Raw genomic sequence first — 25185 nt, forward strand, 5'->3', positions numbered from 1 at the left:
TGACGGGGCACCCCATACTTCATACACGAGGGGTTGGGGTAGGAGCATTGGGGCCATAATGGTGCGCGCGTTGCTGATCGCCGGGATTCTGGCGTTCGCGGGGCCGGCGCTCGCGGGCCCGACAGCGGTGATCGGCGGGGTGACCGTCAACCGTTACGACTACGCGCTCAAGGCGGGATACGACGGTGCGCGACCGCTCAGCCTGGCGCCGTCGACCAACGAAGGTTGGACGCCAAAATCGCCCACCGATTATCCCCAGCAGTGGCCGGAGGCCTGGATCACCTGGGGGCAACCCTTCGCTCCCTACGTGTTCGCGTCCGACGCGGCCATCATGCTGGGCGAGAGCCGGCGGGACGGCGACCCCTGGATCTATCAGCAGATGGCGCTGAACCTGGACGCCATGGCGATGGAGTTGACCGAGACCTTGCCGTCCGGCGCCACGCAGATCGTCCATAGGTTTGGCTATGACGTCGGCGAGAACTTCGCCATGCCGGCAGGCTTCCGCGGCGCGTTCGCCAATTCGATGGTCGCGATCGGCTATCTGCATTTCTACGAGATGGATCGCCAGCCCGCCTACCTGATCAAGGCGCAGAAGATGCTGGACGGCATTACAGACGTCAGCGGCAAGCAGCGCCTGTTCACCGTCGATTCCGGCGGCTTCATCTGGTTCGAAGAAGTTATCGCGGGCGACAAGGCCATGGGGGTCTACAACGGTCACATGGCCGCGGTATTCGCGATGCTGGAATATCGGCGCGTGACCAAATCCACTCGTTACGACCCAGCCATCGAGGCTGGGATCACGACGATGGCGCATTGGCTTCCGGTGCAGCGCCGTCCGGAAGGCTACTTCGCCTATTCACGCGATTTTCCGACGACGCCGGATTACGGCCAGGAACGCGCGGTCTTCATGGTCGAGGCGCTCTGTTCGGTGACGTCCGACTTTGGCCTCTGCGGTGAAGCCAAGGCGTTTCGCCAGGACTTCACCTACAGGGCGACCAAGCGCTAAGGCTTTCGCAGCACCACGAAGCGACGCCATTCTTTGGTGTCCAAGGTCTGGCTCAACACTTCGAGACCGGCCTCTCCGGCGACATCCTCGACGTCCGACTGAGAGAATGAATAGCCTGACGAGACCTGCTCGGCGTCGCGCTCGGCGTGCGCCTCATAGACTTGTCCGGCTTCACCGTCGCCGCGGGCGAAGAAGTCGCAATGGACGGTGCCGCCCGAGAGCAGCAAATATTCCGCCAAGCCTAGCAGGTCGCGGGCGCTGTCGTAGTTCTGGTGGATGAAGAATTCGCGGCCGACGACCGTGTCATAGGCCCCCGCGCACGGCTCGAGTTCTTCATGGTCGTTGATGTGCACGAACCGGCAGTTGGCGTGGGCGCCGCCCCGCGCCAGCGCCAAGGCCAGACGCGAAACGTCGATCCCCAGATATTGGTCCACGATGAAGCCGATGTGTTTGCCCAGTAGCCCGGGTCCGCAGCCTAGCTCGACGACATTTCGGCCGATCAAGCGGTCGGCCGACGCCCAGATCCGCAATTGTACGGCATAGGTGTACAGCGGGTGATTGGCCAAGACCGCCGTGAATACCTGGCGTTCGTCCAGGCCCACCAAATCGCCGACTTGCGTCAGTGTTTTGGCCTCGATCACGAAAGGTTCGACGGGCTCCGTAAGCAGGTACGTGCCCCACTCTCGATCCCAACGTGTGGCGACGTCCGCGGGGATTGTCATGAGCGACATGCGCGAAGGGTACAACCAATTCGTGTACCTTGGCAAACGAACATCCCGCGCGTTGCGGTCGTTAGATCCCGATCCGCCGGGCGCCTTCGGCCACGGTCACCACGTCGAACCCCGCCGTCAGCGCGCCGTCCACCAGCCGCTCCAGCGCCGCCGTCGTGCAGCCCCACTGCGAGGGTTCGGGCGCCACGTCGTGGGTGTAGAGGATCAGCCAGGCCTTGCGGCGGTGGGCCTTGTCCAGCCAGTCCAGGGCCACCTGTTCGCCGTCCTCGCCCTCGATGCCAACGGCCGGGGCCTGGTTGAGGTCGGCGCCGGTGGCGACCAGGCCGTGGTGCAGGGCGCGCAGGGTCTTGAAGCGACCGGCCAGGGCCGTCTTGGCCGGGCTGGCGACGTCGCCATAGGGATAGGCGAAGCTGACCGGCTCGCCCGTGCCCCAGTCGGCCAGATGCCGGGCGTTGAGGTCGACGTCGGCCAGGGTCTCGGCTCGCGAGGCTTGGCCGCAGTCCAGGTGCGAGAAGGTGTGACAGGCGATCTCGTGACCGGCGGCGTGCAGACGGGCGGCGTCCTCGCCGGTGGCGAAACGGCCCATCGGCCCATCGCGTCCGGTCAGGCCGGCGGCGAAATAGTAGGTGCCGCGCAGGCCTCGGGCTTCCAGCACCCGGGCTCCGGCCTCGCAGGCCGTCGCGGGCGCGTCGTCGAAGCTGAACGACACCATCGGCCGCTCCAGCTTGACCCGGGCCGGACGGCGGTGCGCCAGGCGGATCAGCCGGCGGCGAACCTTGCCCTTCAGGCTGCGGTCCGGCTCGTAGGCGTCGACTTTCTCAAAGGAGGTCTGCATCAGACAGCGTCCGAATAGAGGGCGGCGCGATAGAGCCGCAGGGCGAAGGCGCGAAGCGGCGTCGGAGCCGCCTCGTTGAGGGCGAAGGCCTTGAGCATAGGCCGCCAGACGTCGCGCAGGGGCAAGGGCTTGAGCGCCTTGGCGACCTTGAAGCTGGGATAGGCGCTGACCACCTCGCGGTGGCTGGCTACCACCCGAGCGAAGTTGGCGGCCGACTGCTCGTACTTGGCGGCCAGGGCCGGGGCGGTGTCGAGGCCCAGATGGGTGGCCGAATTGTCGATGTGCAGGATCGGATAGAGCCGGACCACGCGCATGGCCCACTCGACATCCTCCCAGCCCCAACCGGCGAAACCCTCGTCGAAGGCCACGGTCTCGAAGACATCGCGGCGGACCAGCAGGTTGGAGGTGAAGACGTGCTTCTCCGGCTCCCGGGCCCGTTCCGGCGCCGGAGTGCAGTCGCTCTTCAGCGCCATGGCCCGGTGCAGTTCGTGCTCCGGACGGCGCGGGGTCTGGTCCAGGGTGAAGCCGCCGAAGGCCACGGGCGCATCGTCTTCGGCCACGGCAGACCAGCGGGTCAGGAAGCCGGCGGGATCGGGCAGCATGTCGCTGTCCAGGAACAGCAGGTGGCGGCCCCGGGCGTGCCGGGCCAGCCGGTTGCGGCCCTTGGCGCGGCCCTCGTTGGGCGACAGCACGATCAGGCGGGCGGGCAGCTTCAGCTTTTCGATGCGGGCCGCCATGCGCCGGGTCAGGGCTTCGTCGCCGCCGCCGTCGTCCAGCAGCACGATCTCGGCGTCGGCGCCGCGCTCGTCCAGGGCCTTGAGCAGGGCGCTGGGATCGTCGCGATAGGTGGGGATCAGCACCGACAGACGGGGGGCGGCGCCATTCTTTTCCTGGGCCGCCCAGGCGGCGTTGTCGGTGAGCGTTTCTGTCGCGGTCATGCGGGCTTCAAACGGCGTTGGAGGATGTCCACGACCCGGCCGCGCAGCCCGCCGGCATCCAGGGCCAGGACGACCACGCCATAGACGACGGCGCCCGCGGACGCCTTCAGGATCAGTTCGAGCACGCCGCCGAAGGCCGGTACGGCCAGCACGGCGGCGGCCATCAGGGCGCAGGCCAGGCCCGACTTGGCCAGGGCGACCCACGGCACGGGCAGGGGACAGGCCCGGCGGCCCAGGATCGCGGCGCCCACGGCCCCGACGCCATAGCTGGCCGCCGTCGACCACAAGGCGCCGTCCAGGCCGAAGCGCGGGATCAGCGCCAGGTTCAGGGCCACGTTGGCCCCGGCCGGAATGGCCATGCAGGCGATGAGCATTAGGGTCTTCTTGCCCAGGGTGAAGGCCTGCAGCAGGTAATAGGTCGTCACGCCCGACAGCCAGCCGGCCACGGCGATCCACGGCACGACGCCGCCCGCGCCAGCGCTCAGCTCGGGTCCGACCATCACCTGGGCCAGCGGCCGGCCGACCAGGGCCAGGCCGACGGCGGCGGGCAGGGTCAGCAGCACCATGAAGCCGGCCTGCTCGTGGGCGGCTTCCTTGAGAGAAGCATGGCCGCCGCGCTCCAGCGCCGCGACCAGGGCCGGTCCGCCAGCCATGCCCAGCCAGATGAAGACCACGTCCAGGGTGCGCGAGCCCAGCGAATATCCGGCGTGATAGACGCCCACGGCCTGCTCGTTGAGGAAGGCGGCCAGCAGGAAGCGGTCGGTGGTCGACAGCACCAGGGCCAGGATCAGGGACAGGGCCACCGGCAGGCCGTAGGCGGCGTAGGCCTTGGCCATGACGGGGTCATAGCGGCCGCCTCGGGTGCGGCGCAGGTCGGCCGGCAGCACGAACACCAGGCACAGCAGCGAGATCCCGCCCATGCCGAGGATCGGCGCGGCGCCGCCCAGGCCGATCAGGGCCAGAACCAGCCCCAGGGCGAATCCGCCCACGGTCTGGACGATGTCCAGCAGGGCCGCGCGGGACACTTCACCGGCGGCGCGGCGGCGCTCCTGCGACAGCTTGGTCAAGCTCTTGACCACCACGGCGGCCATGGAGGCGGCGACCGCGACCTTCAGCGGCGCGGCGAGGGGGGCGAACTTCAGGACCGCCGCGGCGGCGACGGGCACGACCAGGGCCAGGGCGAACCACAGGCGGTAGATCGTGGCGAAGTGATCGGGCAGCCGGCCGTCGGCTTCCTGGCGGGCATGGAAGCGGGCCATGGCCGCTTCCGTCCAGGTCAGCAGGATCGTCTGGGTCAGGCTCAGGGCCGAGAAGGCCAGGGCGTAGACGCCGTACTGCTCGGGCGTCAGGACGCGGGTGAACAGGACGATGGTGAGCAGCCCCACCACGCCCTGGGCGATGTTGACCGGCAGATATCCGAGTACGCCACGCCAGAACATATTTGGTCCCTAGCGCACCGCCGACCGGTCCCCCAGCAGGCAGGGGATGGTCATGGCGATGATGTAGAGGTCCAGCCAGAAGGACTGGCGCTCGATATATTCCACGTCCAGGGCGACGCGCTCCTGCACCAGCTCGGCGGTGTCGACCGGGCCGCGCGAGCCGTTGATCGCGGCCCAGCCCGTGACGCCGGGCTTCATGCGGTGACGGTGGGCGTAGCGGGCGACCAGCTTTTCGGACTCCACGTCGCCGCTCTTCATGCCGATGGCGTGGGGGCGAGGGCCGACCATCGACATCTCGCCCTTCAGCACGTTGAACAGTTGGGGCAGCTCGTCCAGGCTGGTCTTGCGGATGAACTTGCCGACCTTGGTGACGCGGTCGTCATTGGCGCTGACCTGGCGCGCGGCCTTGGCGTCGGCGGCCTCGTGGCGCATCGAGCGGAATTTCCAGACTAGGATCGCCTCGTTGTTGAAGCCGTGGCGACGCTGGCGGAAGAATACGGGGCCGGGGCTGTCCAGCTTGATGGCGACGGCCACCAGCAGCATCACCGGCGCGGCGGCCACCAGGCCCAGCCCGCCGACCACCACATCCTGGAGGCGTTTGACGAAGGCCCGTCGTCCGTCGGCGACCGCGCCCGACAGATCGACGAAGTGGGCCAGCGACGCGTTGCGCTGGGCCTCGCGGTTCAGGTCGACGAACAGGCTGACGGGGTTGGGCAGCACTTCCAGGCGCTCGACCAGTTGGCCGACGCGGGCCTGGGCGGCGGAGGTCACGGCGATGATCACCCGGTCGACATAGGGCATGATGCGATGGTCGATCAGGGCGTGGGTGTCGCCCAGGACCGGCACGCCCAGCACCTGGGGCGGAGCGCGGCCGGCGCGGTCGTCGAACACGCCCAGCACATTGACGTCGCCGGTGGCCAGAGCCGTACGGATGAAGCGCTCGGCGTTGACCGTCGCGCCCACCACCACCACGTTCGGCGTCAGACGGCCGTCGCGGCGGCCGTGATCGACCGCGCGCCACCAGGCGACGTGCAGCACGGCGGTGGCGGCGACCAGGGCGAGACCCCAGCCGGCCAGCAGGGCGGTGTCGATCTGGCCGTGTCCGAAGATCAGCGTCGCCAGCACCATCACGATCGCGACCACGCCGAACGCAGCCGACACCCGCAGGGCCTGGCGGCCGGGCGTCTCGCGACGATGGAAGGTGTAGGCCTCCAGCAGATAGAGGGCGGGCAACAGGGTCAGGGCGCCCAGGATCAGCGGAGCAAAGACTTCGGGGGCGGGGCGGGCCAGGACGATCGCGGCGATGGTGACGCTGGCGAAGGCCAGGCCGTCGACCACGCGGAACAGCCGCGACAGGCTGCGCACCTGCATCCGGGCCCGGGCCGGGACCAGGCGGCCGGGTCGGAACGGGCCGCGCCGGCCCACGCCCTCGGCCGTCTTGTCCTCGATCACCAGGCGCGATGTCGCCGGTTCGGCGTCGAGGATGGCGAGGTCTTCGCGTTCCGGCGGATGTGCGATAGCGGACGACATGAAGCCCCGAACCCTTTGTAGAACGGGGTTCACACTAGTCGCGCGGTCTGAGCTTCACGTTAACGCGGATTTTTCGAGACAGCGCGTTGTCATCCCACCGCGAACAGGCTATCGAACCGCTCCCTCTCAGGAGGAGACGTGGCCGAGAGGCTGAAGGCACCGCTTTGCTAAAGCGGCATACCCCAAAAGGGTATCGAGGGTTCGAATCCCTCCGTCTCCGCCACCACCCCTTCCATCGCTGTCCATCGTCGTCCAGGCGCGTCGCCAATTCCTTATTCCATAAGGGAAAGTCGCGAATTCGTGTTTGGCCGCGTCCACCGCCATCCACCATGGTCGGCGCTCACCATGGGGGTAGAAATGGGGGTAGGATACCCCACGTTCTCGAACGCCTGAACGCGCTGCAGGTCAAGCGACTCGCCAAGCCTGGCTACCACCTGGACGGTGGCGGGCTCTATCTGCAGGTCACCCCCACCGGCGCGAAATCCTGGGTCTTCCACTACACGCTCAAGGGCAAGACCCGCGAAATGGGCCTGGGACCGCTCGATATCGTCGGCTTGGCCGAGGCCCGCGTCCTGGCGCGTGAGGCCCGCACGCTCAAGCACGAGGGCGTCGACCCTATCGAACACCGCAAGGCCGCGCGGGTGGTCGAGGTCCTGGAGGATGCGCGGAGCCTGTCGTTCAAGACGCGCCACATAACGTGCGCTTCTTTTGAGTGAGGCCTTTTGTGCGTGTTTGCCGGCCAGCGTGGCCATCGCCTTCTGGAATGCGGCGCTGCCGATGCCTCGCCGCTGGCCTGTTTCATCGTCTACGGCCTATCGCTCGGCCTGATGGTGGCGGCGGTCAAGCCTTGGACCATTCGATAAGGCATAGCCGTCCCAGTCGGCCAAGCTACCTCAAACTGCGGTCCAGTCGGCTCAATGACCGCAACCGGCCTTCCAGGCGACGCCGCCGAAAGCGCTGGCTGGGGAGGGCGATAGCGCGCTGTTACTACGGTGATTGACCTCAATTAACCTGCTGTGGCCGGGCAAGCGTCTTAGCGTGGCTGCCGCGATCGCAAGACGCGGCGCGGCGGTAGCCTGATCCCGACGGATACGGGATGGCTCCAGGCTTCCGAATGGTCCGTGGCGGTTTTCAGGCGGCTCATCTCGCCGGCTGTCGGGCGCGTACGGTTTTGTCCAGCAAAGGTGGCACGGCAATGCAGCAGACGTCGCAAGGCGATACCCAGACGCTCGCGCGCGGGGACAACGTCCTGGAGATCTCGGAGGCGCTGAACGCGATCCTGGCCGATGTCTTCGCGCTCTATATGAAGACCAAGAATTTCCATTGGCATGTCTGGGGGCCGCATTTTCGCGACCACCACCTGCTCTTCGATGACCAGGCTTCCCAACTCTTGGCGATCACCGACGAGATCGCCGAGCGGGTGCGAAAATCCGGCGCCTTCACCCTTCACTCGATCGGGGACATCGCGCGACGCCAGCGCATCCTGGACAACAATGGCAAGGGCGTCGCCGCCGCTGACATGCTCGAGGAGTTGCGCCAGGACAATCAGGCGCTCGTCGCATCGCTGCGCGAGGCCAAGGCGCTCGCCGACCGGGCTGGCGACAACGCCACGTCCGGCCTGATCGACGGATGGACGGATCAAGCCGAGGGGCGGGCCTGGTTCCTGCTCGAAGCGGGCCGTTCGGCCTAACGCCGTCCCACCCGCGGGCCCCTGGGCCCAGGGGATCTGAGGCTACAGACGAGCGGCGATCATCGATGGAAGGCGCTGTTGGCGATATCATCGCCGTCGCCGCGGCCAGGGATGGTCTCGTCGGTGGAGCCTTGTCGAAGGCGTTTGAGGCTTCGGATGGGAACTTGATCGACGTCGGCAGGTCGTCGCGGCGACGAACCTCGGGCCTAAAGACGTGGATAGAGCCCGATCGGTAGGAGCGGAAACGCGAATGTCGGGCGTTTCGGGTCGACCTAGGCCCGCACGCGGCGCTGGACCTTGCGATGCCTCGTCACGTCGGGCCGGACGGCCAGATGGAGGTCCAGCACAAGAAGAATAGCGGCCAGAGCGTCACGTAAGCCCAGGGCCTCAGCCATGCCTTCCTGGGCGACGGGGCTCGGCGGGCGCTGATCTTCACGCCGCGCGAACTGGCGAGCGCGCCACGCGATCGTCTCCGTGCAGAGATGATCCACTCGCCGCCACGGCTATCGCCAGGGCAGGACGGATTTCGCGAGGCCGCAGGCCATTGCGCTCGGCGGTCGTTCTGGCGTCATCGGCCAGGTGCTGGGCGTAGCGCTCACCGACGCTATCGGCTTCGTCGCTCTCGGCGAGCTTGCGTAATGCGTAGGCGCGCGTGGTGTCGAGCAGGCGATAGGAGACCTGGCTTGCGCTCAGCTCGGCGGTCACCAGAGACTTGTCGACGAGGTTGGCCAAGTCGTCGACCGTCTTGGCCAGATCGCATTGGGCCCCGGCGATGAGGCAGGCCGCTTCCAAGCTGAAGGCGCCCGGGAAGATCGATAGCCGCCGCAGGATCGCGCGTTCGTCGTCCGACAGAAGATTGTAGCTCCAGTCAATGGCCGCCGTCAGGGTTTGATGACGTTCGGGTCCCGAGCGAAGGCCGCTCAGCAGCCGGAACCTGCCATCGAGCAGCCCCAGCAGTTCACGCACGCCAAAAGCGTCCGCGCGGGTGGCCGCCAGCTCGATGGCCAGAGCCAGGCCGTCGAGACGCTGGCAGATCTCGGCCACGACGGGCGCATCGTCATCGGCCAGATGGAACATCCTGTTGCGGGCCGTCGCGCGCTCGATGAAGAGCTGCGCGGCGGGAAAGGCCATCAAGCCCTCGGCCTGAAGCCAGGGGCCGATCGGCGGGGCGTCGAGCGGCGGCAGGCGATAGACGCGCTCGCCGTTGATCCGCAGGGGCTCGCGGCTGGTGGCCAGGATCCGCACGTCGGGCGCGTCGGCCAGGATTCGCCGCGCGCAGGACGCCGCCGCCTCGATGACGTGCTCACAGTTGTCCAGGACCAGCAGGAGGCTGCGCTCGCGCAGATGATCGAGGAGATCGCCGAGCGCGATCGACGGCTGCGTCGTCAGGCCGATGGCTTGGGCGATCGCCTGAGGCGCCAGGGTTGGATCGCTTACGCTTGCCAGGTCGACGAACCAGACTCCGTCCTGGACCTGCGCGGCGAAACGCTCGGCCACCGCCACCGCGACAGTCGTTTTGCCGATGCCGCCGGCGCCGACGATCGACAGGGCTCGTTCGGCGCTCAGCGTCGTCAGGATCTCGCCGATGTCGCCGGCGCGTCCGATGATGCTGGTCATGGCGGGAGGCAGGTTGCTGGATGCGGCGAAGGCGCGGCTTTCCGCGTCGCTTTGGGACCCTGGCGCCGACTGAACCGGCGCGACGAAGCGATAGCCGCGGCCGGTCACCGTCGCGATATAGCGCAAGGTCCCGGCCGTCTCGCCCAGAGCGCGTCGTAGGGCGGCGATGTTGACCTTCAGGTTGCCCTCTTCGACGATCGAATTGGGCCAGGCGCGGGCGATCAGTTCGCTCTTGGTCAGCACCGCGCCGGGGCGCTCGACCAGGGCGGTGAGGATGTCGAGCGCCCTTCCGCCCAGTGCGACCGGCGCCTGGTCCTCGACGAGCAACTGTTGCTCGGGCGTGAGCACGAAGGGACCGAAGGCGAACGACCTTGGCGTCTGTTCAAGGGAGTATGTCATCAACATGCATCCGATCGAGGTTCGAGCCGTGCCCGGCGATTTGCGACAACGCTACTGTGGCCTCGCCCGCGCTCTGGAACCGATCGGAGCAAGTGACCTGAAACCCCGAGACGCAGGGTTTGGTAAAACCCGTAACCGCTCAGCGATTTTACCTCTTTTCACCGGGCGCGGGCGGTGGCGCTGCTAAGGTGGCGCTTGGGGAATTTGCGTCTCTGCGTCGAGCTGATGGCCGCCAAGCGATCTAGCGCCGAGGCTCGGAACGCTGGTTGATCCTGGTCATGAAAGGCCTTGCCGCCTGTTGCGTAGCGCACGCCGCGCGCGGGGCGTCGGCTCGTGCGTGTGATCTGGAATCTGAAGCAAGGGACGGCTTTTGGGGCGGCGCGGACTTTCACTCTTGGCTTTCATCGCGGCATTGGGCTTGGCGTCAGCCGCCGATGCGCGCAACCCCGCCGGCGGTTCAAGGATCGTCCTGAAGGCGGGCCGGCTAGCCGATGCGCTAAGGGATTTATCGGTGCGAGGCGGCGCGGACCTGCTCTTCGCGCCAGATATCATCGGCGATCTGCGAAATGCACGTGTCTCCGGGGCGCTGCAGGTCGAGCCGATCCTCCAGCGCCTGCTGGAGGGCACCGGGCTCGGCTATCGCCGAGTCGGTGGTGGAGCCTACATCGTCTTTCGCCTTGAGCCGGACCAGCCGACGGCGCTGCCCGAGGTCCTGGTGATCGGCCGCAAGACCCAGAACGCCGATATTCGCCGCACCGAAAATGACATCCAGGCTTATCGCGTCGCTGACGCCGAGGACATCCGCGCTTCCCACGCCGACAATCTCGATCAGTTCCTGCGCACCCGACAACCCAGCAATGCTCAGCGGCAAGGGCCATCCCAAGACCCCGACGCCCAGTTCGGCAGCAACCGCTCGGAGGTGAATCTCCATGGTCTAGGCGCGAGCCAGACCTTGGTCCTGGTCGACGGCGCCCGAATGCCGGGCGGTCCTTCGCTGGCTCTCGACTTGGAAATGTCGCAGCCAGATCTGAATGGCCTACCGCTGTTGGCGATTGAACGGGTCGAGAGCCTGACTGGCACGGCCGGCGGCATCTACGGTCCCGGCGCCACCGGCGGCGTGGTCAACGTGATCCTTAAGCGCGACTATCGCGGCGCCGAAGTCAGCGCCACCTACGGTCTGACGGACCAAGGCGATGGGACGCGCAGACGGGTCGACGGGCGGATCGGCTTCACGCCTGACGACGGCCGCACTGACGTGATGATAAATTTTTCACGGGCCGAGGGCGATGGCTTGCGCGCCGGTGATCGCGACTATGGCGAGCAGGCTCGACGGCTCATGGCTCGCGCGCCCAAGGCTTATGCTTTGGACTTTCTGATACCCGACGGTGTTTTGGTCCGGGATCTGTTCGGCGATGTCCTGACTCTCAGCTCCAAACTCGGCGGCGCATCTCTAGGATCGACTTTCACCTATTTGCCGACCGGTCATTCGGGCGTCGGCGAGCGCGGCGCCGTCCTCCTGGCCGACGCAGGTCAAATTCCAAGCACCTTGCCGCCGGGCGGAACCGGTGTGACGCGGAGCTTGACCAGCGACACGACCGTGTCCTCGCTGCTGCTAAACGTGCGTCATCGCTTTGGCGAGCACGTCGAGGCTTTCGTCGACTTCATCGGTCTTGAAAACGAAAGCCGCTCGGTCGCGGGGGCTTCGACGATGGGCGTATACGCAGGCCCAACGCCAGGACCTTTTCGGCAAAGCGGCGTGGCTTACCCTTTTCAACAGCCCGTGATCGTGGCCTTTCCCTTGCCGGGCTTTGACGCGCGCGTGCGCAACCAACTAAGCACCACACGCGCCTCGGCCGGCGTGCTCGTGCGTCTTCCGGGAAGCTGGCGTGCAGAAGCCAACTATAGCGACGGCATGACGCGCAATCATGTTGACGTCGCAGGCCACCACCTCAACGACAACTTCGCGTGGGCCTTGAGCCAGGGGAGACCCGGCTTTGGCGGCGAACCAGCGCCAAATCCCTTCGACCCGTGGGACACCTTCGCCGCCACGCTACAGGCCTACAAGATTGAGCAAGACGCCGAGGTCAGGCGCAGCGCGCATCTTCAGGATCTGAGCATCAGGCTAGGTGGCCCGCTGTGGCGGCGTGATGCGGGCGACGTAGCGTTGTCGCTTCTCGCGGAACGTCGCCGCGAGCATGTCATCTTCGCTCCCTGGGATTATGGCTTGGAAAATGCGCCGGGGAGTCCAACGGATCCTTCGTTTTCACTCGCGGTGACCTCCTTCTACGGCGAACTGCGCGCACCGATCGTGTCGCGGGCGTCGAACCTCTGGCCTCTGCGCGGACTGGAGCTACAATTGGCCGCGCGCTACGACGACAACCAGTCGACAATCCCTGGTGACGCGCTAGAGGCGGCGTCGGCATCTTCCGTTCGCTACAATCGCGCGGGGACCGTTTATACGGTGGGCATGCGGGTCTTTCCGTGGGACAATTTGCTGGTTCGCGCCAGCGTCGCCACGGGCGTACTGCCGCCGACGCCGCAACAACTGCTTTCGTCGAGATCTACCTACGCTTTCTTCGGCGCCGCCTTCGCCGACACGGCGCGCGGTGGCAATTTCCTGGGCACCGAGAAACCTTTCGCGCTCTTAGTCGGCGGGTCCCCGAACCTACGCCCGGAGAAGGCCCGGACCCTGGCGATCGGCGCGGTCTTGAATCCGGACGGTGGCCGCTGGCCGCGCGTCTCGCTAGACTACACCCACATCGAAAAGCGCGGCGAGATCAGCACCGCTCACGGCGGCGATATCGATTACTTCCTGGCTTATGAGAACCTCTATCCGAGCCGTGTGGTCCGCGATCCACTGTCGCCGGCCGACATCGCCGCCGGTTATTCGGCCGGGATCATCACCCAGATCGACGCGACGTCCTTGAACATTGGCAAGACCATCAGCGATGCTGTCGACTTGCATGTGGATGAGGCGGTGCGTTTGGGGCGGGACGATCGCTTGCGGATCTATGGCTCGGCGACCTGGACGCCACGCCTCACACGGCAGTCAGCACCCGACATGGACAGGTTCGGCTATGTCGGCACCAACGACGGACCGTTGCGGTGGCGGGGCAACGCTGGTGTGGGCTGGGACCACGACGATCTGACGATCAGCCTCGACGCCCAGTACTACGACAGCTACCGCGCCATTGCCGCGCTCGCGTCTGAGGCGGAGAAGGCGGGCGCCGATCTGCCTGGCGTCCATATCCCGGCGCAAGTCTATCTGGACGCGGCGGTGACCTACCGGCTTGAGACGACCGATTGGCCCGGCCTCGCGAGGGACATCGAAATCCGGCTCGGTGTCCAGAACCTGTTGGGTCACGACCCGCCGACCGAGGCCAACGCTACGCTCGGCTATAGCTTCTATGGTGATCCTCGAGGGCGCCGGTTCGAGCTCAGCGCCACCGCGCGGTTCTAAAACCGCGCCAAGCTTTACGGGTTTTCGTCGGGCGTGCGTCTTGGCTGGCATGACGGGATGCAGCCAATGTTCGCCACGCCTGACGGAGCCCTGGTTTTTCCAGACGAACGGGCTAACGTTTTGTCGATGTCGGACGGGGATCCACACTCCAAATCCACCCATGCCGTGTCGCGCCAATTTCGCGACGCGCGATGGAAGCTGCTTGGATGGATCCGGCGGCGCGTCCCCGACCCGGTCGAGGCCGAGGATCTCTTGCAGGACACCTTCTTGCGGGTCACCCAGCGCGAAGCCTCCGACGAGGTCGCCCATTTCGAGGGCTATCTCTATCGCACCGCCGAAAGCGTTCTGGCCGATCGCTACCGGCGCCGCAGCGTTCGCCGCGCGGATTCGCACATCGCGCTGGAGCCCGACGATCACCAAGCCGAAGACGCCGACGCCCTGCGCGCCTTGCTGGCCAGAGAAAAGCTTCGAGCCGTGTCCGCTAGCCTGATGCAACTGCCCGAACGCACCCGCGCGGTCTTCGTGCTGCGCCGCATCGAAGGCCTGCGCTATGGCGAGATCGCAACGCGGCTGAAGGTCTCGCTGAGCACGGTCGAAAAGGACATGGCCCGCGCGATCGACCATTTGATGCCGGAGGAGGACGAGGCATGAGCGCCGATCTTCCTTCGCCGGCCTTCCTTCACGGCTTGGGGCCGCGGGCCGCAGCAGCGCTCTGGCTTGAGCGCTTGCAACGCGATCCCTCGGTCGAGGATGACGTGGCGTTCCAGCGATGGCTGGACCTCAGCGACGCCAATCGCCGGGCTTGGGAGCGCGCCCGGGATCTATGGGATCTGTTCGAGGCGCCAGAGGCCGAGGACGCCCTTGCGGGCCTGCGCAAGGACGCCCTTTCGTTGCGCGCCCGCCCCGTCCAGTCGCCCGTCGCCTGGTATCTTGTCGCCGCCTCGTTCGCCGCGGTCGTCATCGGCGGGGTGCTGGTGTCAAACCTTGCTCGCGAACATCCCGCTCAAGGACCTCTCCAGGTCGCCAGCGCAAGCGCGGGCGATCTCCACGGCTTTGGCCAGGCCGACTATCAGACCGCCGCCGGCCAGCGTCTGGATGTGCGGCTGGAAGACGGGACGCGATTGACGCTAGGACCAAGCACCGCCGTCGACGTCGCCTATGCCGGAGGTCAGCGTCTGGTTCGCCTGACGCGGGGCGAGGCGATGTTCGACGTGACCCATGACGCAACCCGGCCGTTCAGGGTCGCTGCGGGCGGACGTGTGGTGTCGGACCTTGGGACGCGCTTCAATATCCAGCTGCGCAGCGATGAAACTCGCGTGCGCCTGGAGGAGGGATCGCTCGGCGTGACCGTCGGAGACGACCCGAAGGTGGCTGCGGGACCGGCCAAGATCCTGGTCCCCGGCCAGGAGCTTGTCGCCCGTCCCGGGCAGGCCGATGAAATCACGCAAGCCCAAGCAACGGCCGCGCCGGATGCAGCGCCCCATGTGCTCCAGTTCGACGACACCCCGCTCGCCGAGGCGGTGGCGCAGATGAACCGCTACACCGACGGAAAGCTGGTCATCGTCGATCCCAAGGTTGGCGCTTTGCGGATCAGCGGCGCGTTCCGCACCAACGATCCGGCGCGTTTCGCCAAAACGCTGACCGCGCTTTATCCCGTCCGTCTGGTCCCCTTGGCGGACGGGCGTACTGAAATCGCCTGGCGGTCTGGTTCCAACCCCTAGCGCGCTGGAGGCGGGGCGCGGCGAACGCTGGCCGTGCCGTGGGATGGGCGGGCGTGCTCGGTCGCGGGCTCCACGCCGACGCTCATACCCGCGTGATCGGGCCAGTGATCTGATCCCTCGACGTAGGGTTTTGGTAAGCCCCTGATCGCTTACGAATTTTACTTCTTTTCACCAGGATGCGGGCCAGGGCGCTGGTACGGTGGCTCATGGGAGTCCCACTTTTCCTTTGGCGAGTTGATGCCTGGGGGCGGTGAAGCGCGCCGCGGCGGATGTGGCTGCGCCACGGATCTGAAGGGGACTTCCTCAGCGCATGATCCCAGTTCAGTGCGTGAGCGTATCATCAATTGCGTGGTGGCCTGGATCTGAAGCCGGGGAGGGCTCTTGGGGCGACGGGCGTTTTCTCTCCTGACATTCATCGCCGTGCTTGGTCTGGCGCCGAGCGCCGGTGCGCAAGGCCTGGCCAGCGGTCCAAGGATTGTCTTGAAGGCGGGCCGGCTGGCGGACGCCTTGCGGGACCTGTCGGTACGCAGCGGCTCGGACCTGCTCTTTGCGCCGGACATCGTCGGCGATCTGCCAAATCCGCGCGTGGCCGGGCCCCTGGAGGTGGAGTCGCTTCTGGCGCGCCTGCTGGAGGGCACGGGCCTGACCTATCGCCGTGTGGGCCAAGGCGCCTACGTCGTTTCTCGCATCGCGCCGGACCAGCCGACGGTCCTGCCTGAAATCCTGGTGGTCGGTCGCAAGACCCAGAACGCCGACATTCGCCGCACCGAAAACGACATCCAGCCCTACCGTGTCGCCACCGCCGAAGACATCGCCGCCTCGCACGCCGACAATCTGGATCAATTCCTGCGCGCCCGGCAACCCAACAACGCCGAACAGCAGGGCCCGTCCTGGGACCCAAGCTCCCAGTACGCCAGCGCGCGCTCGGAGGTGAACCTCCACGGGCTGGGCGCCAACCAGACGCTGGTGCTGGTCGATGGCGCCCGGATGCCGGGCGTGCTCTCGCTGCTCACGGACCTGGCGGTCAGCCAGCCGGACCTGAACGGCCTGCCGCTCATGGCGGTTGACCGGATCGAGAGCTTGACGGGCACGGCGGGCGGGATCTACGGCCCCGGCGCAACCGGCGGCGTGATCAACGTGATCCTAAAGCGCGACTACCGCGGCGCGGAGATCAGCGCCACCTATGGCCTGACTGGCCGCGGCGACGGCGCGCGCCGACGCATCGACGGCCGGATCGGCTTCACGCCCGACGATGGCCGCACCGACGTGATGGTTAGCTTCTCACGCGCCGAGAATGACGGCCTGCGCGCCGGCGATCGCGATTACGGCGAGCAGGCGCGGAAACTGCAGATCGCACGCAACCCCACGACCTTCATCGGGGCCTATCCGGTCGTCGATGGCGTTCTGGCCATCAGCTTCTTCGGTGACGCCTTGTCGCTCAGTCCCGCCCTAGGCGGCGGCGCGCTGAATTCGACCTTCACCTACCTGCCCGCCGGCGGTTCCGGTGTCGGCGACGGGGCGGTGTTGTTGTCCAACGCTGGTCAGGTCCCCAGCCGCTTGCCTCCGGATGGGACTGGCGCGGCGCGCAGCCTCACCAGCGCCACGACGGTGACGTCGCTGCTGGCCAACGTGCGCCATCGCTTTGGCGACCGGGTCGAGACATTCGTCGACGTCATCGGGTACGAGAACGAGGGGCGCGCGGTCACGGGAACCTCCGCCCCCTTCCTCAACTACACCGGCGTGACGGCTGTCACACAGCGCCAGAGCGGCGTGGACGTGACGGACACCTTTCCATTCCAACAACCGGTGATCCTGACCTTTCCACTGCCCGGGTTCGATGGGGCCGTGCGCAACCGCCTACGCACCACCCGCGCCTCCGCCGGCGTCATCATTCGCCTGCCGCACGCCTGGCGCGCGGACGCCACCTACAGCCAAGGCGCGACCCACAACAAGGTTAGCAACCACAGTTTCAAGCTGAACGACGACTTCTCCCGGGCGCTTAGCGAGATGCAGCCGGGCGCTGGCGGAGAGCCGAAACCCGATCCTTTCGGACCTTGGGACGCCTTCGCCACCGCGCTACAGGCCTACAAGACTCAGGATGATTTCAATGTGGATCGCCGGGCCCGCCTTCGCGATCTCAGCGTGCGGCTAGGCGGGCCCCTCCTGCGACGCGAGGCGGGCGACGTCGCCCTGTCGCTGTTGGCTGAGCGTCGCGAGGAGAGCGCGACGCTCACGTCTTGGGAATACATCCCGTTCCGAGGTGCGGCGAACGTGTCCGATCCGTCGTTTTCGCTGACGGTGTCGTCCCTCTATGGCGAACTGCGCGCGCCGATCGTCTCGCGCGCGTCAAACCTTGCGCCCCTGCGCGGTCTGGAACTGCAATTGGCCGCGCGCTACGACGACAATCAGGCGGACATTCCAAGCAACGCGCTGCCGATGGCCGAAACGCCGTTGCTGCGCTATGGCCGAGCCGGCGTGGTCTACACCGCCGGCCTTCGCGCCTTTCCACGCGACAATCTGCTGGTGCGCGCCAGCATGGCCACGGGCGTTCTGCCGCCGACGCCCGCGCAAATGGCGCCGTGGAGCTACACCTATTCGCTGCCGAAGAGCTTTTCGTCGGCCTATTTCGCCGATCCCGCCCGTGGGGGCACGGCCGTGGGCACCGAAAAGCCGTTCGTCCTGCTGGCCCAGGGCTCGCCGCGTCTGCGTCCGGAAAGGGCCCGGACCGTATCGATCGGCCTTGTCGTCAATCCCAATGGCGGCGCGTGGCCGCGGATTTCGCTGGACTACACCCGCACCGAAAAGCGCGGCGAGATCAGCAACGCGCACGGCGGCGACCTGGCCTATTTCCTGAACCATGAAGGCGTCTATCCAGATCGCGTCACCCGCGACCCGCTGTCGCCAGCCGACATCGCCGCGGGCTATACGGGCGGCGTCGTCACCCAGGTCGACGGTTCGTACTTGAACGCCGGCAAGACCAACAGCGACGCGGTCGACCTGCACATGGACCAGATACTCCACCTGGCCCGGGATGACGACTTGCGGATCTACGGTTCGGCGACCTGGACGCCGCGCTTCACGCGACAATCCGCGCCTGACACGGTCGTGCTCGACTATGTCGGCGCCGATGGGGGGCCCTTGCGGTGGCGGGGGAACGCCAGCGTGACCTGGGATCACAGTGATCTGTCGATCGGGCTCGATGCTCAATATTACGACGATTACTACGCCGTCGGCGGCTTTGCGTCCCCTTCGGAAAGGGCCGCAGCCGATCGGCCTGGCGTCCATATCCCCGCGCAGATCTATCTCGACATGACGATGGCCTACCGGTTCGAGGCGGCCAAATGGCCCGGGCTGTCCAGGGATATCGAGATCCGCTTTGGGGTTCAGAACCTGCTGGATCATGAGCCGCCGACCGTCGCCAAGGTCTCCCTCGGCTACAGCGTCTACGGCGATCCTCGCGGGCGCCGGTTCGAGCTTAGCGCCACGGCGCGATTCTAGGGGTCGCGCGAGGCGCCGACAGTTGACGGCGTCCGGGCGGTCCCTGGCCTGGCGGGCCTATTTGGGCGTTACGCGGAACAAGCCGCCGGCGCTGTCGTCCTCGAGCATCCACAGCGCGCCATCGGGCGCCACCTCGACGTCGCGGATCCGATGGCCGACATCCCAACGCTCGGCGCCCGTGGCGCTGGCCCCGGCGATAATGATCCGGTTCAGCGACTTGCTGGCGAGACCGCTGGCCAGGGCCGAGCCGTTCCACTGCGGGAACATCTTGCCGGTGTAGAACACCAAGTTTCCGGGCGCGATCACCGGCGTCCAGTAGAGCACGGGCTTCTGCAGATCCGGGCGCGTGTCGGGGCTTGGGATCGGCACGCCGTTATAGTTGGTGGCGTAGGAGACCAGCGGCCAGCCGTAGTTCTTGCCCGGTTCGATCAGGTTCAGCTCGTCGCCGCCCTTGGGGCCGTGTTCCAGCTCCCAGAGCCGCCCGTCAGGCGCGAAGGCCAGGCCGTAGGGCGTGCGGTGGCCGCTGGTCCAGGTCTCGGCCAGGGCCAGGTTGGGACCCGGGAAGGTATAGGTGCGGATCACCGGGGCGGTCTTGGCCTTCTCGGTGTCCTCCGGAGGATCGGTGACCGGCACGCTGGCCGCGCCGATCCTGCCGGCCATCGGATTGCCCGGGGCGGGCTTGCCGTCGAGGGTCAGGCGCAGGATCTTGCCCAGCGGCTGGTTGGGATCCTGGGCCGGGGTCATGCGCTGGCGCTCGCCCACGGTCAGGAACAGGAACTTTCCGTCGGGCGAGAAGGCGATCTGGGCGCCGAACTGGCCGCCCTTGCCGCGCTCGCCATCGCGCCAGATGACCTTGAGGCCTTCCAGGCTGGGGCCGGCCTTGCCGAGCGACAGCGTCGCCTTGGCCAGGGCCAGGCTGGAGCCGCCATCGCCGGGCTCTGAATAGGTCAAATAGACGCCGTGGTCGCGCGCGTAACGGGGCGACAGATAGACCCCCAGCAATCCGCCCTGGTCCTCGGCGAGCACCGGCGGAACCTTGGCGATCTGGGTCTTCTCCCCCTTTTGCGTGACCAGCCACAGGGCGCCGGTCTTCTCGGTGATCAGCATGCGGCCGTCGGGCAGGAAGGCGATGCGCCAGGGCTTGCTGAAGGTTCCCACCCGGGTCATGGCGAAGGGGAGGCTCGGCTCGGACGCCTGCTGGCCCAGATTGGTCTGGGCGTGTGCGCCCGTCGACATCAACACCGCCAGCGCGGTGATCCCTGCGAGCTTCATGCCTGATGGTTCCATCTGAAAGGGTTGAGCCTCGTCCGGCGGCTGACGCGCCAAGGTCCCGAGCGCGTGCTGATGGGCGCGGCCCGCTGCAACAATACGCCGGTCTGGCCCGGCGTGCGCGTTAAGCGCGGTAAAGCGAAGTTGGTTTTAGGTCAGCTGGCGAACCCGGCGCGCCCTGGAGCCGGACCCGGCATTGGGGCCGACGGTCAAGGATCGCCCCGCGCCGGCGCATGTCCCAGCCCGCCGGTAAGCTCGCGTGAATTCCCGTCAATCGCCGGGTGTTCGGGGATGGCCGACCACCGCGCGGCGGGCGCTTTGGTCCGACGAGATTTAACGCCGCTTAACACCGTCCGCGTTGGCGCGGGACCTAGGATGAGGTTCCGCGATCGACCCCGTCAGGGCGCCGCGCCCTTGAACGATGGAGCCTGGACATGCACGAGAAGGCGTTCGCGCCGCAATGCGCGGCGGTCACCGAGCACGCGCAGCCCCATGAGCGACGGGGCCAGACCCTGACCTTGCTGGCCCTGGCCATGGGCAGCTTTTGTCTGGGCACCTCCGAGTTCGCGCCCATGGGCGTGATGCCGCTCTTCTCGGCCGAGCTTCACCTGTCCATTCCCGAGGCGACCAACGCGATCACCGCCTATGCGCTCGGGGTGCTGGTGGGCGCGCCGCTGGTGACCCTGTCGGCCGCTCGGCTGAACCGCAAGACGCTGCTCTTGGCCCTGATGGCGCTGTTTGTGTTGGGCAACCTGATGTCGGTGATCGCCAAGGATCTGCCGATGCTGATGTTAGGCCGCTTCGTGGCCGGCCTGCCGCACGGCGGCTATTTCGGGGCCAGCGCGGTGGTGGCCTCCTACATCGTCGGGCCCGGCAAGTCGGGCAAGGCCTTCGCCATGGTGATGGGCGGCCAGACCGTGGCCACCATCATCGGCTCGCCGCTGGCCACCCTGCTGGGCCAGGGCCTGGGCTGGCACGAGACCTTCCTGGCAATAACCGGCCTGGGCGTCCTGGCCCTGCTGGCCTTGTGGTCGTGGACGCCGCGCACCGACGCCCTGCGCGGCGGTCCGGTGATGCAGGAGCTCAGCGCCTTGCGCCGCCTGGAGGTCTGGGTGCTGATGGTCGTGGCCGCGATCGGCGTCAGCAGCATCTTCGCCGTCTACACCTTCGTTGGACCGATCGTCACCGACGTGATCCACGCCGATCCGTCCATGATCGCGATCTGTCTGGCGGTGTTCGGCGTGGGCCTGACCGTCGGCAACGTCCTGGGCGGCCGACTGGCCGACACCCATCCAACCTTGGGCCTCGTACTAGGCTTTGGCGCGACCCTGGTGATCCTGGCGGTGTTGGCGATCGGCGGCGGCGAGCTTTGGATCCTGATGGCTTGCCTGTTTGGGGTCGGCGCGGCGATGGCGACGGCGGTCCCGACCATCCAGGTTCGCCTCACCCAGGCCGCGCCCGAGGCGCCGACCCTGGTGGGCGCGATGAACCTGGCCGCGCTCAATGTCGCCAATGCTGTCGGCGCCTGGGCGGGCGGGGTCACGATCGGCCTTGGCCTTGGCCTGCTGTCGAGCGCCTGGGCCGGCTTTGCCTGCACCCTGATCGGCCTGCTGATCTTCGTCGTAACCTTGCGCATCGCCCCGCGGCCGGCGGCCTTGCTGGCGGCCGCCAAGCCGGGCGAACGCGCGTGAGGCCCGCCGCCCTGGAGCTGAAGGCCGACGATGCCGCGCGCGGGCCGTCTTACCGGACGATCCGCGGGATGACGGTCAAGTGCGCCGTCGCGAGCCTGGCGATCTGCTGCGCCTTAGCCCTGTCGGATCGCTGCGAGGCGCGGGAGGATGGTCGAGACTACCAAGCCTGGGTCAATGTCTCACTGATCACGCCGATGGCCGCCAAGACCGAGCTGAAGCTCGATGGGTTCGTGCAACTGCCCGATGACGGCTCGCGACCGGCGCGCGAGCTTGTGCGCGGCGTGGTTCGGACCAAAGTCCGCGAGCGCCTGATGGTCGGCGGCGGCTACGTCTGGACCCATGTCGATGTGGCCGGGGCCAGTTTCGACGAGCATCGCGCCGTCGAACAGCTCGATTTCAGCCAGCCGCTGGCGTGGCGCGGGACGGTTTTGACCTCGCGGACGCAGATGGAGGAACGGTTTCGCGGCGGCGAGCGGGGAATGTCACTGCGACTGCGACAGTTGACCCGGCTGGACGTCCCGATTGCCAAGCCGGGCGTGTCGCTCGTGGCCTGGAACGAGTATTTCCAGGAATTGCGGGACACGACCTGGGCTGGCGGGGCAGGGCCCGGGCTGATGCTCAACTTCGTGGGCATGCATGTGCCGGTCTCGTCCAGGGTTTCGGTCGAGCCGGGCTATCTCAACCAGACCACCTTCACTCCGGGACGCAACCCGGTGATCCATGCCGTGGCGATCTATGTGACGGTTCGCCGGTGAAGGCGTCGGGCTAGGCGCCACATCCTTGCGAAGGTCCACGCCGCCATCTTGGCTAGTGACCAAGCCTTACGGCGTTTGCCCAGACTTAACGCGCCAATCGATCGCCGAAACGGAAGACTGCCGGCGAACGAGAGGCTGGAGGATCGTGATGATCAATCCTGGGAACAAGACCACCTGGCGGCGTGACGTGGCCCAGCAGTCGGCCCAAGCCCGACAGCTGGCCGACAGTCTATCGGTCCTGAAGATCTTTCTGCAGCAGGAGCGCCGCCGACCCACGGCCTCCGACAGCAGGCCGCTCGCCGGCGCCTTGGCCGTAATCGCCGCGTTGGAGGATCTCCACGAAGATCTCGCGCGCGACGCCCGGGAGCTGGCCGTGATCTGCGCCGCTGACGAACTGGCCAGTCTGTGCGCCAGGACCTCGGCCGCGATGCTGGAGCCTTTGGGCTTGCAGTGCGAGGCCTTGATCGAGGACGGGCCCATGCGCGCCGTCGACTTCGCGCTCCTGCGGCAGGTGCTCCCAATTGTCCTGGCCGGCGCTGGGCGACATGTCTTCCCGGTCGGCGTGGCGCGCAACGTCCGCGTCCGGATCGGCCAGACGCTCGACGGCTGGTGTTGCGCGGTCATGCATCTGGGTGTCGCCACCGGGCCTGAGGCGCAGGGCGTCGCCACCGGCCTCGACGCGGCGCGGGCGGTGCTCGAAGCCGCGGGCGGGCAGTTGCGCAACGTCGCAGGTCCAGGCGGCGCGGCCATCCTGATCATGCTTGGCCAGGCGCCAGCCGACCCGTTGGCGCCGCGCACGAGCGTTCACTGAACGCCCTGCGGGTTCTGGCCTAGCGACATCCTTCTTGCGCACGCCCGCGCTCGGGTGAAAAAGGGTGATTTCTCGTCTTTTAACCACAAGTTCGCCCGGCCTCGTGATCCACTGAACGCGCCCAGCGCCGAGTGTCGCGTCCCATTGGGCTTGTGAGGCGGCATCGCTGGCGACGCGATGCATGGCGTTGGTCATCGCCGACGCCGCGGTAACCCCGATTTTCCGAGCCGCGCCGTCTGCGTCGCGCGCCCTCGAAGCGTTCAACCCCTCGGGCGATCGAGATGGATCAACTCCCATGGACCTCTCCAACACGCAAAGCGCCAAATCCTTCGCCTTCGGGCCCTTCACCCTGGTGCCGGACCGGCAGTTGCTGGTGGAGGACGAGGAGCCCATTCACCTGGGCGGACGAGCGCTGGACATCCTGGCCGCCTTGGTCGAGCGACCCGGCGAACTGATCAGCAAGCGTGACCTGATCACCCGAGCCTGGCCCCACACCTTCGTCGATGAGGGCAACCTCAAGGTCAATATCGCCGCCCTGAGGAAGGCGCTCGGCGAGTCTGCCGGCGCGGGCCAATATATCGCCACGGTGACCGGGCGAGGCTATCGGTTCGTCGCGCCCGTTCGCCTGGCAGGCTCAGGCGCGTGCCCAATGCTCTTGAGAAGACAGACCGACGAGGCGTCGAAGCACGCCATTTCGGGGTCGAACACCGTCGGCAGGGCCAAGGCTATCGCGGACGTCCTCCATGAATTGGAAGGCTGCCGGTTGGTGGTGATCGTCGGGGCGGGGGGGATTGGCAAGACCCGTGTCGCCCAAGCCGTGGCCGAGCGATGCGATCAGGTCGCGACCGATGGGGCGTGGTTCATCGATCTGACCGCCGTGAAGGATCCGGCCAAGGCGCCCGACGCCATCGCCAAGGCTTTGGGACTTTCCGATCCCTCGCCAGACAGCCTCGCGGCGCTTTGCGCGTTTCTGCGCGAGCGACAAGGCCTGCTGGTCCTGGACAATTGCGAGCATCTGATCGAAGCGGTCGCCCAGACGGCCGAGCGAATTGTCGCTTGCGCCGCCGGCGTGCGCATCCTGGCCACCAGTCGCGAGCCGCTGGGACTGGGCGGCGAACACGTCCATCGCCTGGAACCGCTGGAGACGCCGCCGCCCTCGGCCCATCTGACGGCGGCCGAGGCGATGCGCTATCCGGCGGTCGAGCTTTTCGTGGAACGGGCTAGACGGCGTTGCCGCGCCTTTGTGCTCGACGAGGTCAACGCCCCGATCATCGGCGAGATTTGCCGTCGCCTCGACGGCTTGGCGCTGGCCATCGAGCTGGCCGCCACCCGCATCGACGCCTTCGGGCCACGTGAGCTGCTTGGTCTGATCGACCAGCGCTTCCAGCTTCTTCGCGGCCATCGCGCTGGACCCGAACGCCACCAGACCCTGGCGACAGCCATAGACTGGAGTTTCGAGCTTCTGACCGAGGCGGAGGAGGCTATCCTGAGGCGCCTGGCGATCTTTCCAGGCGTCTTCAGTCTCGAGGCGGCCTGTGTCGTGGTCGATGATTGCGGCGAACCAGAACAGTCGATCGAGCACCTGGCCAACCTTATCGCCAAGTCCCTTGTGACGGCCGAACATTGCGGCGCCGGCACGCGATACCGCCTCATGAACACCATGCGGGCCTATGCTCTGGAGAAGCTGGCGGCGAGCGGTGAGTTGGAGGCGGTGCGCCGGCGGCATGCCGAACACGCCTCCGGTCCGATCTAGGACTTCGAGGCGGCGCGGGGGAGCTCGACGCCGCGTGACGCG

At 67.1% G+C, this 25185-nt stretch carries 18 protein-coding genes and 1 tRNA gene; 12 read left to right on the forward strand and 7 right to left on the reverse strand.

Features of this window, described 5'->3' with window-relative positions:
- Positions 1-58 precede the first annotated feature (58 nt).
- Complete coding sequence (locus G3M62_RS07700; RefSeq protein ID WP_165185989.1) at positions 59-1006, forward strand: D-glucuronyl C5-epimerase family protein; 948 nt, start codon at positions 59-61, stop codon at positions 1004-1006.
- Here G3M62_RS07700 and G3M62_RS07705 read toward each other — a convergent pair.
- From G3M62_RS07705 to hfsE, 5 genes are all read right to left on the reverse strand, one after another.
- Entirely contained in the window at positions 1003-1647 is a 645-nt protein-coding gene (locus G3M62_RS07705) for a class I SAM-dependent methyltransferase (RefSeq protein WP_165185991.1), read from the reverse strand. The genes G3M62_RS07700 and G3M62_RS07705 overlap by 4 nt on opposite strands.
- A gap of 151 nt (positions 1648-1798) precedes the next feature.
- Entirely contained in the window at positions 1799-2572 is a 774-nt protein-coding gene (hfsH, locus tag G3M62_RS07710; protein ID WP_165185993.1) for an oligosaccharide deacetylase HfsH, read from the reverse strand.
- Positions 2572-3510: a polysaccharide biosynthesis protein HfsG gene (hfsG, locus tag G3M62_RS07715; protein WP_165185994.1), complete on the reverse strand. Its 939-nt coding sequence runs from the start codon at positions 3508-3510 to the stop codon at positions 2572-2574. The genes hfsH and hfsG overlap by 1 nt, the downstream gene beginning before the upstream one ends.
- On the reverse strand, positions 3507-4949 hold the full coding sequence (hfsF, locus tag G3M62_RS07720) for a polysaccharide biosynthesis protein HfsF (RefSeq protein WP_165185996.1): 1443 nt from the start codon (positions 4947-4949) through the stop codon (positions 3507-3509). The genes hfsG and hfsF overlap by 4 nt, the downstream gene beginning before the upstream one ends.
- A gap of 9 nt (positions 4950-4958) precedes the next feature.
- The gene (hfsE, locus tag G3M62_RS07725; protein WP_165186004.1) at positions 4959-6479 is read right to left on the reverse strand and encodes a polysaccharide biosynthesis protein HfsE; all 1521 of its coding nucleotides are present in this window, start codon (positions 6477-6479) and stop codon (positions 4959-4961) included.
- Between the two features lie 132 nt (positions 6480-6611).
- Here hfsE and G3M62_RS07730 point away from each other — a divergent pair.
- From G3M62_RS07730 to G3M62_RS07740, 3 genes are all read left to right on the forward strand, one after another.
- Positions 6612-6702 (forward strand) — tRNA-Ser (locus G3M62_RS07730).
- Positions 6703-6808: 106 nt separating this feature from the next.
- The gene (locus tag G3M62_RS07735; protein ID WP_165186005.1) at positions 6809-7195 is read left to right on the forward strand and encodes an Arm DNA-binding domain-containing protein; all 387 of its coding nucleotides are present in this window, start codon (positions 6809-6811) and stop codon (positions 7193-7195) included.
- 479 nt (positions 7196-7674) lie between these two features.
- Positions 7675-8169, forward strand: a complete 495-nt coding sequence (locus tag G3M62_RS07740; protein WP_165186007.1) for a Dps family protein — start codon at positions 7675-7677, stop codon at positions 8167-8169.
- 432 nt (positions 8170-8601) lie between these two features.
- Here the strand turns inward: G3M62_RS07740 and G3M62_RS07745 are convergent, their stop codons facing one another.
- Positions 8602-10185, reverse strand: a complete 1584-nt coding sequence (locus G3M62_RS07745) for an ATP-binding protein (protein WP_165186009.1) — start codon at positions 10183-10185, stop codon at positions 8602-8604.
- Positions 10186-10579: 394 nt separating this feature from the next.
- Here G3M62_RS07745 and G3M62_RS07750 point away from each other — a divergent pair, with 394 nt between their 5' ends.
- From G3M62_RS07750 to G3M62_RS07765, 4 genes are all read left to right on the forward strand, one after another.
- Positions 10580-13645: a TonB-dependent receptor gene (locus tag G3M62_RS07750; protein ID WP_165186010.1), complete on the forward strand. Its 3066-nt coding sequence runs from the start codon at positions 10580-10582 to the stop codon at positions 13643-13645.
- A gap of 66 nt (positions 13646-13711) precedes the next feature.
- Positions 13712-14296, forward strand: coding sequence for an RNA polymerase sigma factor (locus G3M62_RS07755; protein ID WP_165186012.1), 585 nt, complete (start codon positions 13712-13714; stop codon positions 14294-14296).
- Entirely contained in the window at positions 14293-15366 is a 1074-nt protein-coding gene (locus tag G3M62_RS07760; RefSeq protein WP_165186014.1) for a FecR family protein, read from the forward strand. The genes G3M62_RS07755 and G3M62_RS07760 overlap by 4 nt, the downstream gene beginning before the upstream one ends.
- A 480-nt stretch (positions 15367-15846) precedes the next feature.
- A complete protein-coding gene (locus G3M62_RS07765) occupies positions 15847-18864 on the forward strand; it encodes a TonB-dependent receptor (protein ID WP_165186015.1) in 3018 nt (1005 codons plus the stop codon).
- A 57-nt stretch (positions 18865-18921) separates the two neighbouring features.
- Here the strand turns inward: G3M62_RS07765 and G3M62_RS07770 are convergent, their stop codons facing one another.
- A complete protein-coding gene (locus G3M62_RS07770) occupies positions 18922-20136 on the reverse strand; it encodes a PQQ-dependent sugar dehydrogenase (RefSeq protein ID WP_165186017.1) in 1215 nt (404 codons plus the stop codon).
- A gap of 431 nt (positions 20137-20567) precedes the next feature.
- On the opposite strand from G3M62_RS07770, the gene G3M62_RS07775 reads away from it, so the two are divergent.
- From G3M62_RS07775 to G3M62_RS07790, 4 genes are all read left to right on the forward strand, one after another.
- Positions 20568-21824 (forward strand): MFS transporter, encoded by a 1257-nt coding sequence (locus tag G3M62_RS07775; protein ID WP_165186018.1) that lies wholly within the window; start codon positions 20568-20570, stop codon positions 21822-21824.
- The gene (locus G3M62_RS07780; RefSeq protein WP_165186020.1) at positions 21821-22579 is read left to right on the forward strand and encodes a DUF2490 domain-containing protein; all 759 of its coding nucleotides are present in this window, start codon (positions 21821-21823) and stop codon (positions 22577-22579) included. Before G3M62_RS07775 ends, G3M62_RS07780 begins: the two co-directional genes overlap by 4 nt.
- 148 nt (positions 22580-22727) lie before the next feature.
- Entirely contained in the window at positions 22728-23390 is a 663-nt protein-coding gene (locus tag G3M62_RS07785; protein ID WP_165186022.1) for a hypothetical protein, read from the forward strand.
- 181 nt (positions 23391-23571) lie between these two features.
- The gene (locus tag G3M62_RS07790) at positions 23572-25143 is read left to right on the forward strand and encodes an ATP-binding protein (RefSeq protein ID WP_165186023.1); all 1572 of its coding nucleotides are present in this window, start codon (positions 23572-23574) and stop codon (positions 25141-25143) included.
- Positions 25144-25185: the final 42 nt, after the last annotated feature.

Source organism: Caulobacter soli, from assembly GCF_011045195.1.
Classification (GTDB): Bacteria; Pseudomonadota; Alphaproteobacteria; order Caulobacterales; family Caulobacteraceae; genus Caulobacter; species Caulobacter soli.

Bases quoted from the DNA above. Each gene is read 5' to 3' on its own strand.
- G3M62_RS07700 (WP_165185989.1), top strand. From the start codon at position 59: ATGGTGCGCGCGTTGCTGATCGCCGGGATTCTGGCGTTCGCGGGGCCG.
- hfsH (WP_165185993.1), bottom strand. From the start codon at position 2,572: ATGCAGACCTCCTTTGAGAAAGTCGACGCCTACGAGCCGGACCGCAGC.
- hfsG (WP_165185994.1), bottom strand. From the start codon at position 3,510: ATGACCGCGACAGAAACGCTCACCGACAACGCCGCCTGGGCGGCCCAG.
- hfsF (WP_165185996.1), bottom strand. From the start codon at position 4,949: ATGTTCTGGCGTGGCGTACTCGGATATCTGCCGGTCAACATCGCCCAG.
- hfsE (WP_165186004.1), bottom strand. From the start codon at position 6,479: ATGTCGTCCGCTATCGCACATCCGCCGGAACGCGAAGACCTCGCCATC.
- G3M62_RS07735 (WP_165186005.1), top strand. From the start codon at position 6,809: ATGGTCGGCGCTCACCATGGGGGTAGAAATGGGGGTAGGATACCCCAC.
- G3M62_RS07740 (WP_165186007.1), top strand. From the start codon at position 7,675: ATGCAGCAGACGTCGCAAGGCGATACCCAGACGCTCGCGCGCGGGGAC.
- G3M62_RS07745 (WP_165186009.1), bottom strand. From the start codon at position 10,185: ATGACATACTCCCTTGAACAGACGCCAAGGTCGTTCGCCTTCGGTCCC.
- G3M62_RS07755 (WP_165186012.1), top strand. From the start codon at position 13,712: ATGTTCGCCACGCCTGACGGAGCCCTGGTTTTTCCAGACGAACGGGCT.
- G3M62_RS07760 (WP_165186014.1), top strand. From the start codon at position 14,293: ATGAGCGCCGATCTTCCTTCGCCGGCCTTCCTTCACGGCTTGGGGCCG.
- G3M62_RS07770 (WP_165186017.1), bottom strand. From the start codon at position 20,136: ATGAAGCTCGCAGGGATCACCGCGCTGGCGGTGTTGATGTCGACGGGC.
- G3M62_RS07775 (WP_165186018.1), top strand. From the start codon at position 20,568: ATGCACGAGAAGGCGTTCGCGCCGCAATGCGCGGCGGTCACCGAGCAC.
- G3M62_RS07785 (WP_165186022.1), top strand. From the start codon at position 22,728: ATGATCAATCCTGGGAACAAGACCACCTGGCGGCGTGACGTGGCCCAG.
- G3M62_RS07790 (WP_165186023.1), top strand. From the start codon at position 23,572: ATGGCGTTGGTCATCGCCGACGCCGCGGTAACCCCGATTTTCCGAGCC.